The sequence below is a fragment of the Caballeronia sp. LP006 genome, assembly GCF_031450995.1.
In the GTDB taxonomy this organism is placed as follows: Bacteria; Pseudomonadota; Gammaproteobacteria; order Burkholderiales; family Burkholderiaceae; genus Caballeronia.
In genome coordinates, this window is record NZ_JARTVW010000005.1 from 2,119,057 (window position 1) to 2,131,990 (window position 12,934).

12 protein-coding genes are annotated in these 12,934 nt (G+C 61.8%); 6 read left to right on the forward strand and 6 right to left on the reverse strand.

Going from position 1 to position 12,934, the window contains the following annotated elements:
• Positions 1-153: 153 nt before the first annotated feature.
• The 3 genes from P9250_RS26475 (at position 154) to P9250_RS26485 (ending at position 2,901) form a co-directional block, all read left to right on the forward strand.
• On the forward strand, positions 154-1,176 hold the full coding sequence (locus P9250_RS26475; RefSeq protein ID WP_250465000.1) for a quinone-dependent dihydroorotate dehydrogenase: 1,023 nt from the start codon (positions 154-156) through the stop codon (positions 1,174-1,176).
• 111 nt (positions 1,177-1,287) lie between these two features.
• Positions 1,288-2,079, forward strand: a complete 792-nt coding sequence (locus P9250_RS26480) for a transporter substrate-binding domain-containing protein (RefSeq protein ID WP_310396023.1) — start codon at positions 1,288-1,290, stop codon at positions 2,077-2,079.
• A gap of 162 nt (positions 2,080-2,241) precedes the next feature.
• Positions 2,242-2,901 (forward strand): amino acid ABC transporter permease, encoded by a 660-nt coding sequence (locus P9250_RS26485; protein ID WP_310396025.1) that lies wholly within the window; start codon positions 2,242-2,244, stop codon positions 2,899-2,901.
• 19 nt (positions 2,902-2,920) lie between these two features.
• On the opposite strand, the gene P9250_RS26490 is transcribed toward P9250_RS26485, so the two are convergent.
• The 4 genes from P9250_RS26490 to P9250_RS26505 form a co-directional block, all read right to left on the reverse strand.
• Entirely contained in the window at positions 2,921-3,934 is a 1,014-nt protein-coding gene (locus P9250_RS26490; protein ID WP_310396027.1) for a Gfo/Idh/MocA family oxidoreductase, read from the reverse strand.
• A gap of 112 nt (positions 3,935-4,046) precedes the next feature.
• Entirely contained in the window at positions 4,047-4,805 is a 759-nt protein-coding gene (locus tag P9250_RS26495; protein WP_244825373.1) for a FadR/GntR family transcriptional regulator, read from the reverse strand.
• A 492-nt stretch (positions 4,806-5,297) separates the two neighbouring features.
• Positions 5,298-6,449, reverse strand: coding sequence for a glycosyltransferase family 4 protein (locus P9250_RS26500; protein ID WP_250465008.1), 1,152 nt, complete (start codon positions 6,447-6,449; stop codon positions 5,298-5,300).
• Positions 6,450-6,572: 123 nt separating this feature from the next.
• Complete coding sequence (locus P9250_RS26505) at positions 6,573-7,097, reverse strand: GNAT family N-acetyltransferase (RefSeq protein WP_244825375.1); 525 nt, start codon at positions 7,095-7,097, stop codon at positions 6,573-6,575.
• Between the two features lie 422 nt (positions 7,098-7,519).
• On the opposite strand from P9250_RS26505, the gene P9250_RS26510 reads away from it, so the two are divergent.
• From P9250_RS26510 to P9250_RS26520, 3 genes are all read left to right on the forward strand, one after another.
• Positions 7,520-8,560 carry a DUF1839 family protein gene (locus P9250_RS26510; protein ID WP_250492471.1) on the forward strand — a complete coding sequence of 347 codons (1,041 nt, stop codon included), beginning with the start codon at positions 7,520-7,522 and terminating at the stop codon, positions 8,558-8,560.
• 975 nt (positions 8,561-9,535) lie between these two features.
• Complete coding sequence (locus P9250_RS26515) at positions 9,536-10,282, forward strand: Crp/Fnr family transcriptional regulator (protein WP_244825377.1); 747 nt, start codon at positions 9,536-9,538, stop codon at positions 10,280-10,282.
• Positions 10,283-10,311: 29 nt separating this feature from the next.
• Entirely contained in the window at positions 10,312-11,712 is a 1,401-nt protein-coding gene (locus P9250_RS26520; protein WP_244828053.1) for an undecaprenyl-phosphate glucose phosphotransferase, read from the forward strand.
• A 76-nt stretch (positions 11,713-11,788) separates the two neighbouring features.
• On the opposite strand, the gene rpiA is transcribed toward P9250_RS26520, so the two are convergent.
• A complete protein-coding gene (gene rpiA / locus P9250_RS26525) occupies positions 11,789-12,481 on the reverse strand; it encodes a ribose-5-phosphate isomerase RpiA (RefSeq protein WP_250465012.1) in 693 nt (230 codons plus the stop codon).
• A 56-nt stretch (positions 12,482-12,537) separates the two neighbouring features.
• Positions 12,538-12,933 (reverse strand): SirB2 family protein, encoded by a 396-nt coding sequence (locus P9250_RS26530; protein WP_244825379.1) that lies wholly within the window; start codon positions 12,931-12,933, stop codon positions 12,538-12,540.
• Between the last annotated feature and the right edge of the window lies 1 nt (position 12,934).

Here is a 12,934-nt window from a genome sequence, read left to right on the forward strand (position 1 = left end):
TTCGGAAAGCCCCATCGGCAGGAAACAACCGCTTCCCCGGATCGCCGCACCTCGCCGACAAAAACTCGCGCCGCAACCATCCACTCCGGCGCCCTCTGCAAAGCCGCTAAAATAGCGGGTCTCAAAAAACTCGCCGTCGCAGGCGTTCACTTCGTGTTCAGCTCCCTTTACCCGCTCGCGCGCTCGCATCTGTTCAAGATGGACGCGGAAGACGCTCATCACCTCACCCTGCGCATGCTGGGCGCGGCCGGCCGCACCGGACTCGCCGGCATGCTTGCCAAACGCGGCCCCGACTCGCCGCGCAACGTGATGGGCCTCGCGTTCCGCAATCCCGTCGGTCTCGCGGCGGGACTGGACAAGGACGGCGCGTGCATCGACGGACTGGCAGCGCTCGGCTTCGGCTTCATCGAGGTGGGCACGGTCACGCCGCGCGCGCAGCCGGGCAACCCGCGGCCGCGCATTTTCCGGCTGCCGGAAGCGGGCGCGCTGATCAACCGCATGGGCTTCAACAACGGCGGCGTCGAACAGTTCGTCGCCAACGTGCAGGCGGCGCGCTATCGCGGCATCCTGGGGCTCAATATCGGCAAGAACGCCGATACCCCGATCGAACGCGCCGCCGATGACTATCTGTACTGCCTCGAACGCGTCTATCCGTTCGCGAGCTACGTGACGATCAATATCTCGTCGCCGAACACGAAGAATCTGCGGCAGCTACAGGGCGCGGGCGAACTGGATTCGCTGCTCGGCGCGCTCAAGGACAAGCAGCAGCGTCTGTCCGATCTTCACGGCAAGCTCGTGCCGCTCGCGCTCAAGATCGCGCCCGATCTCGACGACGAGCAGATCAAGTCGATCGCCGGAACCGTCCTCACGCACGGTATCGACGGCGTGATCGCCACCAACACCACGCTCTCGCGCACCGCCGTCAGCGGCATGCGGCACGGCGAGGAAACCGGAGGCCTGTCGGGCCGCCCCGTCTTCGATGCGTCCAACGAGGTGATCCGCAAGCTGCGCGCCGAACTGGGCGCGGATGTGCCGATCATCGGCGTGGGCGGGATTTTCTCGGGCGAGGACGCGCGCGCGAAGCTCGCGGCGGGAGCATCGCTCGTGCAGATTTATACGGGGCTGATCTACAAGGGACCGGCGCTCGTGCGCGAGTGCGTCGAAGCCCTCGCGTAGGAATATGGAAATAAGCAAACGATCTTACGCATCGCTTGCCTTTTATCTATGATGCCGCACCTGCAAAGCACGGCTCGCCGTCGCGATGCCATTCAAGAGGAATAAAACACGATGAAACTGTCCACGCTCAAGAAAGTGCTCGTCGCCGGTCTGATCGGCGCGTCCCTGTCGGCTGCGGCGCATGCCGAAGACCTGCTCGATTCCGTCAAGCAACGCGGCACGCTGCGCGTCGGTCTGGAAGGCACCTTCCCCCCGTTCAACTCGAAGTCGCCGCAAGGCGAGCTGGTCGGTTACGACGTGGATATCGCCAAGGCGGTTGCCGCCAAGCTCGGCGTGAAGCCCGAGTTCGTGACGACGGAGTGGAGCGGCATCATCGCGGGTCTGCAGGCTGGCAAGTTCGACGTGATCGTGAATCAAGTCGGTATCACCGATGCGCGCAAGGCCACGCTCGACTTCTCGCCCGCCTACACGTACTCGAACGCGCAGCTGATCCAGCGCGCGGATGACAAGCGCGAATTCAAGTCGCTCGACGAACTGAAGGGCCAGAAGCTCGGCGTCGGTCTCGGCACGAACTACATGGACATGGCGAAGTCGGTGCCGGGTATCGATGTGAAGACGTATCCAGGCGCGCCCGAATATCTGCGCGATCTGGCAGCCGGCCGTCTGGACGCCGCGCTCAACGACCGTCTGATGCTCGCCTATCTGCTGAAGAACTCGCAACTGCCGCTGCGCACGGGCGCGAATCTCGACAAGGGCAGCCCGTCCGGCATCCCGTTCAAGAAGGGCAACCCGAAGTTCGCCAAGGCGATCGACGACGCCATGACCCAGCTCGAACAGGACGGCACGTTCACGAAGATCTCGCAGAAGTGGTTCGGTATCGACGTGACCAAGCCCGCGAAGTAAGCCTCGTTCCCGCGCGCCGAAAGGCGTTGCGGACGTTTAGAGCGTAACGCGCGGCTCGAGGGCGGCATCGTCTGACGGTGTCGCCCTTGTCTTTTTCGCGCGCGGTTTATGATGTGCGCTTTGCGCGGCAACGTGCCCGCTCTCCTTCCTGCTTCCCCGTTCATGTCCACGACCTCCCTGCTCGTTCAATCGGCCCCGGTGCTGGCGCAAGGCGCGCTACTGACGATCAAGTTCGCGCTCTATTCGATGTTGTTCGGACTCATCGCGGGCGTCGTCCTGGCGTTGATGGGCATCAGCCGCAGCCGCGCGCTCGTCGCCATCGGCCGCTGCTATGTGAGCGTGATGCGCGGCACGCCGCTGCTCGTGCAGATCTTCGTGATCTACTACGGCCTGCCGAGCCTCGGCATCTCGCTCGACCCGACGCCCGCGGGCGTGATCGCGCTGTCGGCGAACGTGGCGGCGTATCTTTCGGAAAGCATGCGCGGCGCGATTCTCGGCATCCCCAACGGGCAATGGCTCGCCGCCTACAGTCTCGGTTTGTCGCGCGCCCAGACGCTGCGTTACGTGGTCGGGCCGCAAGCCTTGCGCATTGCGGTGCCGAGTTTGTCGAACAGTCTCATCAGCCTGATCAAGGATACGTCGCTCGTCTCGGTCATCACCGTGACGGAGTTGCTGCGCAGCGCACAGGAAGTGATCGCGGCGACGTATCAGCCGTTGCCGCTTTATCTCGCGGCGGCGTTCGTCTATTGGGTGCTCTGCAGCGTGCTGGAATTCGTGCAGCGCAGGTTCGAAAGACGCCTCGCGCTGCCGGGCCGGCATTGAGCTGCATGGGCGGCGAACGCTAATCTGCCTCGAACGGGAAGCGCACGTTCAGATCGCGCCGCGCGGCATCGATGATGGCGATCATGCGCATCGACATGGCGTGCGGCATGATCGGGCTTTCGGTGGCGCCCGCGCGCAGCAGCTCGCAGAAGTGCGCGGTCTCGTAGTTCAGGCCGCCGCCGCTGAAAGGCTCGTCGAGTTCGACGCGGCGTCCGTCCGTATAAGCGATGCTCGCGCGCACCGGGTTCCACCAGTTCTCGTGGATCGTCACCGTGCCTTGAGTGCCGCCGATGAGCGCATCGCCACGACCTTGCAGATCGAGCCCGCAGAATATCTGCGCGATGCCGCGCTCGTGGCGCACGTTGAGGCTCGCGAAGACATCCACGCCCGTTTCGCCCACGCGGCCGATCGTCTGCACGTCGAGCGCCTCGCCGAGCCAGTCGACCGCCAGAAACGCTTCGTAGACGCCGATATCGAGCAGCGCGCCGCCGCCCGCTTCGACTGAGAACGACGGATGATCGAGCGGCACGCCGGCTATCGAACAGCCCGCGCGCACGAGTCCGATCTCGCCGATGGGATCGCGCGCAAGATGCTCGCGCAAACGGCGATAAAGCGGATAGAACGGCGGCTTCATCGCTTCCATGAAAAGCAGCTTGGACGCGCGCGCGGCGTCGATCATGGTCTGCAAGGTGCGCGCGTTCACGGCGGCCGGTTTCTCGCAGAGCACGGGCTTGCCCGCCGCCAAGGCACGCAGCGCGTATTCGGGATGACTGTCCTGCATGGTTGCGACATAGACCGCGTCGATCTCGCCGAACATGGCGTCGAGGTCGTCGAAGGCGCGCGCGCCATGCGGTGCCGCCAGCGCGCGAGCGGGTTCGGCGCGTCGTGACCAGACGCCCGCGAGTGCCGCGCCATCGACCTGCCCCAGGCTTTCGGCAAAGCGCCGTGCAATGCGTCCCGCACCCACGATGCCCCAGCGGATCGCGTTCGTCTTTCCCGTGTTCGTCGTCGTGTTCGTTTCGGTATTGCTCAAAGCCGGTCTCCCGCGAGATGTTCATCGTGGGAGGCATTGTGCCTCAAGGAACCGCGCGGCCAAATGCAAAAAGCCGGGACAGGTCCCGGCTTTTCACGCGATACGGACGCCGTTACGCGCCTGCCGGAGCATTCACGCTCGGCGGCTGCGCCGGATACTGCGGGCTCGAGCGCTCGAGCGAGAACGCGCGGCCCACTTCTTCCGCCGCGAGATCGACGAGTGCGCGCGTCGCGCGTTCGGCTGCATCGGTATCTTTCGATTCGATGGCTTCGACCACGAGCCGCTGCGCCGCAAGCGTCGCTTCACGCACCGACTCGATGCCGTCGACGATCGGATTCACCGTGACGAGCGCACCGCGCACGATCGCCGTCATCTGGCGAAAGAACTGATTGCCGCTCGCCGCCACGATACGCGTATGCAGCACTTCGTCGGCGGCCTGATATTCCGGCTCGCCAACCTGCAATTGCGAAAGCGCGTCGAAGGCATCGCGAATGCCGGCGATCTCATCGGGCGTCGCGCGGGCTGCTGCCAGCGCGGCGGCACGGGGCTCGATCAGCATGCGGAATTCGATTACATCGCGCAGAAACGTCTGATCGGGCTTCGCGCGAAAACGCCAGCTCACGACATCTTCGTCGATCAGGCGCCAGTCGCTCATCGGCCGGATGCGCGTGCCGGTTTTCGGCCGCACGTCCAGCATATGCCGCGCGAGCAGCATGGAGAGCGCTTCACGCATGACGGTCCGACTTACGTCGAACTCCTTCGAGAGGATGTCCTGCGGCGGCAATATCGCCCCATATTTCTGCTCGACGATCCCTGAGACGAGTCCGTCCATGACCTTCGCCACCAGCGATCGCTCTTTGTTTTCATCCATCTCGCTTCTCCCCTTTGTCGCCTGTCCGTAGCCATGTGTGTTCGTCGTGAACACGCTGTTTGCTCAGAGGCGCCGAGGCACGGCGACAACCGACTGGTCCGGTCGTCGTGCCTGATACGTTGCGTCTTCGTTGCACCGAAAACCAGTTGGGAATTTCCTGACAGGGTATTCCCTCTGACGGGGTGCAATCGCCACGTCGCCGCCCTTCTTGCTGCATGCCCTGAGTGCTGCACTCGCGCCGCGCGCGCGCCGGCATTCGTCAGGGAAACTGAAGAATGGCGACGTCGCAGCGCGGCGCGAGCGTTTTTTTGCGGTCCGTCCGAAATGCGAACCGGTCATGCAAGCATTTGAGCAAGCATCTCGTATGCGTTCTGTGCGACCGCGAACGCTCGCCCGATTCGATACCCCTTTTGTATGACACTCGCGCGCTTTATGCGGTACGTATGCGCGTTTTCGTCGTGCACCACTTAGTTCATTCGTCGGTCTATTCGCTCATACGGCGCCATCGGGCGCGCGCGTGCGACGCGGGCCGACCGGCATCGCGCGCGGCCGTTGCGAAGCGCGTTCCGCGAGCGTTTCCTGATAGATCGTCAGGTATTCGTTGCTTACGCGCTCGACTGAAAGCTGATGCAGATTCTGTCGCGCGCGCGCCGACAGTTGGCCGCGCGCCTGCGAGTCGAGCAGCAGCCAGCGCAGTTTCGCCGCCGCCTCGGCCGGATTGCCATCGGGCACGAGCACGCCCGCCGCGCCGCCATCGAGTAATTCGGGGATACCGCCGATACGCGTGGCAACGATTGCGCATCCTGCCTCGCGCGCCTCGGCGATCACGAGCGGACTCGGGTCCTGAAGCGACAGCAACGCGAAGACATCGGCTTCGGCGAGATACGGACGCGGGTCCGCGACGAAGCCGGTGAAATGCACCGTCGCGCCCAGATCTAGCTCGGCGGCGAGCGTTTCCATCGCGCTGCGATCGGGCCCGTCGCCTACCAGGTACAGATGCGGCTCCGGTATGAATTCCCGGTCGTGCATCGATTGCTCGCGCAACAGCGCGAATGCATGCAGCAAATCGGTAATACCCTTTCTTCGATACATCCCCGCCACGCAAACCACGTTCGGATGCTTCAAACGCAGGGGTTTCGGCGCGGGACGGCACACGAGCCGCGGCGCGCCTATCGCACCATTGCGCACGACCGAAAGCCGCTCGGCCCCGATACCGCGCGCGACGAGATCCTTCGCGACCGCATCGCTCACGGCGACCATGCGATCGCCCGAGCGCACCAGCGACGCGCTCTTCTGCAATTCATGGTGCACGGTCGTGACGAGCGCGAAGCGGCGGCGCATGCTGCCAAAGCGCGAGATCAATGCGCCCGTCATCATGTGCGCGTGCACGATATCGGGATCGAATCGGTCGATAAGGCGATTGAAGCCCGCGATCATCGAAGGGACGCGCCAAGGCTGGCGCGACTGTTGCAACGGAATATGCGTGATGCCGTGACGTCGCAAGAGCGGCTCGAATCCGCCGCCGGATGACGCCACGATTACCTCCTGCCCCATGCGCGCCTGCATGCAGGCGAGATCCACCATCATGTTGACGGTGCCGTTGCCAATCGTCTGTGCGTGGTTGGCTAGATGGACTATTCGCATGTGGGTTCGGCACGCGCGACCTTGGTCGGTCCGCGTGTCCTGGATTGCCTTTCGTTTTTACAGCGTGGAATTCGTTGGATCGCGCGCGCCGCCTTAAGGGCCAAGCAGCGCGCGCAAAGCTGCTTACAGCAACTCGTAGGTGTTGGCGTGCAGTTGCGCCTTGCTGGCGCTCGCCGTTTCGCGCGCCGTCTGACGGCTCTTTCGCGTCAGGCCGATGTACGGCATGCCGTGTTCGAGGAACGGACCTTCGGTCTTGCGAAAGCCGAACGCTTCGTAAAAGCCGCGCAGACTCACAGGCGCCGTGAGACGCACGCCGCGTCCGGGCCAACGTTCCGCGGTCACTTCGAGCACGCGTTCGATGAGCGCATGCGCGGTGCCATCGCCGCGACGCAGCGGGCTCGTCAAGATCTTGTCGACGACGACTTCCGGGTCTTCGGCGTCGCCTTCGTGAATGCGCGCATAGGCGAGCACGGGCATCGAACGAGTCATGTCTTCGGCTGCGAAGACATGCACGCCGCTTTCATCGCGGCCATCGGGATCGAGGTGCACATGCGACTGTTCGACGACGAACACCGCACTGCGTGCGCGCAGAATCAGATAAAGCTCTCGCGCAGTGAGCTGTTCGAAATCAAGGGCTTTCCAGTTCATCGTTTTATTCTCCATGCTCGGGCCGGATAAAACCGGCGTGGCGACCATCACACGTTACGTCCCGGTGAGCCAACATTCCGTGCGGCGGCGCACCGACGATAGCCCTTGCAGCCCCGTCAAATAAGGCCAACCGCACGCAAGGCGTCTCGGGGAAAAAGACGCCTTCGAACCTAAAACCGCATACACGGGCCGCGATGCACCGTTCGCCGCCCATAAGTGCATGCAACCGTGCACCCGGCGCGATTTCGTGCATTCGCATGCACCGATAGCGCTCGCTTCATGCGGCACCTTCATGGGAAAATCGAGATGCTTACCGCCGTCGACCGCGACTCGGGCGCGCAAAAAAACGAAAGCAAAAATGACTGCATGCCCGACCGCACGGGCGGTATCGGACGCCGTCCTTACTGCTCAGAGGTCAACGCATGAGCGCGTTCCACACCGGCGGTGTGACGGGTTCCGACGCAGGCCGTTCGCGCGTCGTGCAACTCGACCCCTTGCGCCTGCGCGCGCGGCGGCATCACGCGCATGCGTTGCATCGTGGCGAGCGCATCTGGCGCGACGGCGCGGGACCCGTCGATCTCTGGATCGAGCTTCTGCATGGCAATGGTCTCGAACCGCGCGCGGCACTTGCGTATAGCGTCGCGCAAGACTTCGAGGACGACCAGTTCACGCTCGGCCGCATTACACCGGAAGACATCGAAAAGCTTTACGGCCTGCAAGTACAGGAGCTTTCAATCTTCCATTCGCTCGAAGAACGCGCGCTCGTGCAGACGCGCCGCGCAAACACCGTGCTGATCGAAACGGATGCGTTCTTCTTGCCCGACACGCGGTCGGCTTCCTACCATCGCGAGCATGCGAAGACGACTATCGGCATCGATGTGATCGATCCCAATGCGCGGCGTCTCGGCTACTTTCATCACACGGGCTACCATCTGCTCGATGGCGATGACTACAACGGCGTGCTGGGCTTGCCCGCCAGCGACGCAAGCACCTTGGCCGCGACACTTTTCCCGCATGTCGAGTTCGTCAAGCGTGTACGTGAACCGCTTACCGGAACGGCCTTGGCGGAAGCATCGGCCGATCTGTTGTGCGCGCATTTGCTGCGACGTCCTTTGCACAATCCGATCACGCGCTGGCGTGCTGCCTTTCCCGAACATGTCGATGCCATGCTCGCGCGCGGTGACGCTTACACGCAGCTCTACTTCGCAAACGTAATGCGACAGCTCGGCGCGAACTTCGAACTGCTTGCGCACTACCTGCAATGGATGCGCGAGCAAGGCTTCGACATACCCGTGCAAACACATACCAGCGCCCGCAAGATCGCAAGCGAGACCATGGTCATGCAATGCCGTCTCGCTCGCTCGCTTTCACGACAACATCGCGAGCTTTGCGAAGCCTCTTTCGATGTTCTCGAAGATGCATATTCGCGTGTAGTGCCGCCTCTCGCCGCTATAGTCTGTTGAACATTTCATAGCATGATTCATGAGATGCGCCCTTTGCGGCGCCCTCATTTTGAGTCTTATTTCAAGGGGTTTTCTGCTTGCTCCAATCTCTCGGCGACATGGCACGCCAAGTGTGTTAGTCAAATCTCACGCTGCTTTGCGCTGTGTTCAACGCTTCACGCGACACACAAGCGCTCGAAGTTGTCCTCGATGAAACATTTCTGAATTCTTCCCTCCGTGTAATTCGGCGTTGTCGCAAAGCACCAAACCATCAATTGTCACGCAAACGTTTTACGCTGAATCATCGTGATGATGTTCGTTGAAGCATGCTGTGCAAGCCTCGTATGGGCCGATGTAAGCCATCACGGCCGACATGAAGATCGTTCACCGTGATGCTTATCGCGTGAGGTTTCCATATCGCGCAAGAGCCGCAACGTTTTGCCCTTGAACGCGAATCACGACCATGCACGGCTTGCATGGCGCAAAGACATACGCAGCAAGGCTTTGCGGATACGCAAGCGAATCATTCACGAATGCACGTTCGCTTGCCCACGAAGCCGATGGAACACGGATGAATCAATTTTCAAACTCCCTACGAAAGAAGGAAGGTTTGCAGCCTGATGTCTCCCCAAGAGCCCTGTCGCGCGGTAATGCGATATGACCAATCCTTCATTCGTGGGGATCGCAACAATGCTACGTATTGGGTCGCATACGTATTCCTAAGACCAGCAATGTTCAAAACTGAAACAAAAATGCTTCGCTGCACTGCATCACAAACGGCGGATTTGCACTGAGGCCCCGCCCACATTGACGCTCGCCGCATTGGCACAGTCCTCGCTAAAAGAGTGTCGCCACCCGATCGACGCAATCAACCAAATCAACTCATGCGCGACACAGGAGCTACGGGGCTGATGTGAATGACGGAATGTGTTGGATAACGTTCACATCAGTAAATAAAAGAGTGAAGCGCACTGCGCGAGCTACGAGAGAACAACCATGCTGACCCTCCAGTCCGACCTGCACGGCAACCATTTGCTTGGCGCGCTTCCGGCGCACGAATGGCAAGCACTGACTCCGCATCTCGAGCTCGTTCAACTGCGCACCGAACAACTGCTGTGCGATTCCGGCCAGCGCATTCATCACGTCTATTTCCCGACGACGGCCATCATCTCGTTGCTGCATACCATGGAAGATGGCGGTTCCGTCGAAATCGCGGCGGTCGGCCGCGAAGGCATGACGGGCGTGCCGGTGCTCACGGGCGGCGAAACCATGCCGACGCGCGTGCAAGTGCAGTGCCCCGGCTTCGCGTATCGCATGAGCGCACAAGCCCTGCGCGACCAATTCGCGCGTTCCGACTTCCTGCGCCGCCTGATGCTCCTGTATATGCAAGCGCTGCTCACGCAAGTCGCGCAGACGGCCGCATGCAACCGCCATCATTCGCTCAATAAGCAACTTTGCCGCTGGCTTCTAATCGAAATCGATCGTACGGCGTCCAACGAACTACAAGTGACGCAACAATTAATTGCCGATATGCTGGGCGTACGCCGTGAAGGCGTGACCGAAGCAGCCGGCAAGCTGCACGATGCGGGCCTCATCCATCACAGCCGCGGCTGTATCAAGGTGGTGGACCGCGAAGGGCTCGAAGCCCGCGCCTGCGAGTGCTACGGCCTCGTGAAGCGTGAATTCGACCGCCTGCTGCCGCGCATGCGCGTGCAGGAAAACGTCTCCGTTCCCAGCGCCTGATAATGCAGATGCAAACTAAAAATCGCGATATGTTCGCCCGCTCGGCACGTTGTCTCGACGTGTTCCTGATCATCGCAGGCGGGGTGATTGCGCACTTCATGCGCTTCTCCTCGCTCGATTTCAGCGATGTCGAAAAGTTGCTGATCGCGTTTAATTGCGTGCTCGCCCTCTTGCTGTTTCCGGCGTTCGGCGTCTACGAAGCTTGGCGCGGCAAGCCGTTGCCGGTGATGCTCGCACGCGTGACGCTCGCCTGGGTCGCGGTGGCGGCGGCGGCGCTTTTGCTGGCGTTCACGCTGCATCGGATGGATCTGGTCTCGCGTCTGTGGTTCGCTTATTCCACGCTGATTTCCGGCGCGTTGATCGTCGTCGCGAAGTGCGCGGTCTATCTGAGCCTTAGAGCCATGCGTGGCCGCGGCTTCAACCAGCGCACGGTGGCGATCGTCGGCGCGCAGGGTTTCGCGCGCACCTTGCTCGCGCACCTCAGCAGCACGCCCGAACAGGGTTTTACGCCGGTTTGCCTGCTCGATACGACCGGCGACGAGGAATTGCACGCGAGCGGCGTAGGCAGCACGCTGGGCGCTTCCATGCGCATGCCGGTGCTCAACGACTTCGACGAACTCGTCGAGAAAGTGCGCCGCGAAGAGATCAACGAAGTGTGGCTCGCGCTGCCGCTTTCGCAAGAGCACACCATCTACCGCTTCGTGCACGCGCTGCGCCATGACTTCGTGAATCTGCGTTTGATTCCAGACACCCGCAGCATCTCGCTCTTCAATCATTCGATGACGGATGTCGCCGGGCTCGCCACCATCAACCTGACGACCTCGCCGGTCAGCACGCTGCAAATGTGGCCGAAGATGCTGTTCGACCGCCTGTTCGCGGCCGCCGCACTCTTGGCGCTGTCGCCGCTCATGATCGGCATATCGATCGCGGTGAAGGCTACCTCGAAGGGACCGGTTTTCTTCACGCAGAACCGCAAGGGCGCTGACGGACGGCCGTTCCGCATCTACAAGTTCCGTTCGATGGCCGTGCACAAGGAAACGAGCGGCCACGTGACCCAGGCAACGCGCAACGACCCGCGTGTGACGAAGATCGGTGCATTCCTGCGCCGCACGAGTCTGGACGAGCTGCCGCAGTTCCTGAACGTACTGTTCGGACATATGTCGGTGGTGGGCCCGCGCCCGCACGCGCTCGAACACGACGACTTGTACAAGGATCTCGTCTACGGTTATATGTTCCGTTACCGCATCAAACCGGGCATTACGGGTTGGGCGCAGGTGAACGGCTATCGTGGCGCGACCGAAAAAGTCGAGAAGATGCAGAGCCGCGTGAAGTTCGACCTGTTCTATATCCACAACTGGTCGTTCTGGTTCGACATCAAGATTGTCGCGATGACCATGTTCAAGGGCTTTATCGGACGTAACGCGTTCTGATTTTGCCTTTGGATAAAAAATGGCCCGGACATTCCGGGCCATTTTTAGTTTGAGCGTGCTGCCTTCGAGCGGTTTTTTATGCCGCGTAGTCGATACGTTCGACGCCCTTCTCCGTGCCCAGCAAACACACATTCGCGCCGCGCGCCGCGAACAGTCCGACGGTCACGACGCCCGGCCACGCGTTGATCTGCGCTTCGAGCGCGCGCGGGTCGGTGATGGAAAGCCCTTTCACGTCGATGATCTCGTTGCCGTTGTCCGTGATGAAGGGTGAACCGTCCAGCGTCACGCGCACGATCGGCACGCCCCCGAGCGTCACGAGCTTGCGGCCGATAGCCGTGCGCGCCATCGGCACGACTTCGACGGGCAGCGCGAACTTGCCCATTACGTCGACGCGCTTGCTTGCATCGGCGATGCACACGAACACGTCCGACACCGACGCGACGATTTTCTCGCGCGTGAGCGCGCCGCCGCCGCCCTTGATCATCGCGCCGCTGCCGTCGATTTCATCGGCGCCGTCCACGTACACGGGCAAGTTTTCGATTTCGTTGAGATCGAACACCTTGAAGCCATGCGCTTCGAGGCGCGCCGTGGTCGCGAGCGAACTCGATACCGCGCCGCGATAACGCGCTTTCGACTTTGCGAGCGCATCGATGAAGCAATTGGCGGTCGACCCCGTGCCAACGCCGATGATGCAGCCTTCGGGCGCCTGCGCGTCGACATAATCGGCGGCGGCCTGGCCGACCAGTTGCTTGAGTTCGTCCTGAGTCATGATGGTGTTGCTGCTTTCGAGGTGAGAATTCGAGTCCAAGGGAGCATCTTGCTCCGCTAAGCGAACGCGTGCAGGAAACCGAGCGGATCGTGCGTGCGCGCCACCGAAGCGATGAACGCGAAGACGACGATGGCGAGCACGCCGAAGATTGCCCGCGAGGTTTTGGTGCGGCCGCGTTTGAGCGCGAACGTCCCGAGCACGATATAGACGACGAGGCCCGCGATCTTCGCTGCGAGCCACGCGGCATTCGCGTCGAAGCCGATGATGACGACGAGCGCGATGGCCGAGACGAGCAGCACGGTATCGACGATATGCGGGACGATTTTTACCGCGCGCTTTTGCAAGAGACGCGAATCCGCGAGCATCCAGATCCAGCGAAGTAAGAAACCGGCGATGCTCAGTCCCGCGCAGGTCATATGGAGCGCGCGAAGCGGCAGAAAGTAGTCGCTCATG

What these genes read in the sequence shown, in the direction of transcription:
- P9250_RS26480 (WP_310396023.1), top strand. Translation starts at nt 1,288, where the DNA reads ATGAAACTGTCCACGCTCAAGAAAGTGCTCGTCGCCGGTCTGATCGGC.
- P9250_RS26485 (WP_310396025.1), top strand. Translation starts at nt 2,242, where the DNA reads ATGTCCACGACCTCCCTGCTCGTTCAATCGGCCCCGGTGCTGGCGCAA.
- P9250_RS26495 (WP_244825373.1), bottom strand. Translation starts at nt 4,805, where the DNA reads ATGGATGAAAACAAAGAGCGATCGCTGGTGGCGAAGGTCATGGACGGA.
- P9250_RS26500 (WP_250465008.1), bottom strand. Translation starts at nt 6,449, where the DNA reads ATGCGAATAGTCCATCTAGCCAACCACGCACAGACGATTGGCAACGGC.
- P9250_RS26505 (WP_244825375.1), bottom strand. Translation starts at nt 7,097, where the DNA reads ATGAACTGGAAAGCCCTTGATTTCGAACAGCTCACTGCGCGAGAGCTT.
- P9250_RS26510 (WP_250492471.1), top strand. Translation starts at nt 7,520, where the DNA reads ATGAGCGCGTTCCACACCGGCGGTGTGACGGGTTCCGACGCAGGCCGT.
- P9250_RS26515 (WP_244825377.1), top strand. Translation starts at nt 9,536, where the DNA reads ATGCTGACCCTCCAGTCCGACCTGCACGGCAACCATTTGCTTGGCGCG.
- P9250_RS26520 (WP_244828053.1), top strand. Translation starts at nt 10,312, where the DNA reads ATGTTCGCCCGCTCGGCACGTTGTCTCGACGTGTTCCTGATCATCGCA.
- rpiA (WP_250465012.1), bottom strand. Translation starts at nt 12,481, where the DNA reads ATGACTCAGGACGAACTCAAGCAACTGGTCGGCCAGGCCGCCGCCGAT.
- P9250_RS26530 (WP_244825379.1), bottom strand. Translation starts at nt 12,933, where the DNA reads ATGAGCGACTACTTTCTGCCGCTTCGCGCGCTCCATATGACCTGCGCG.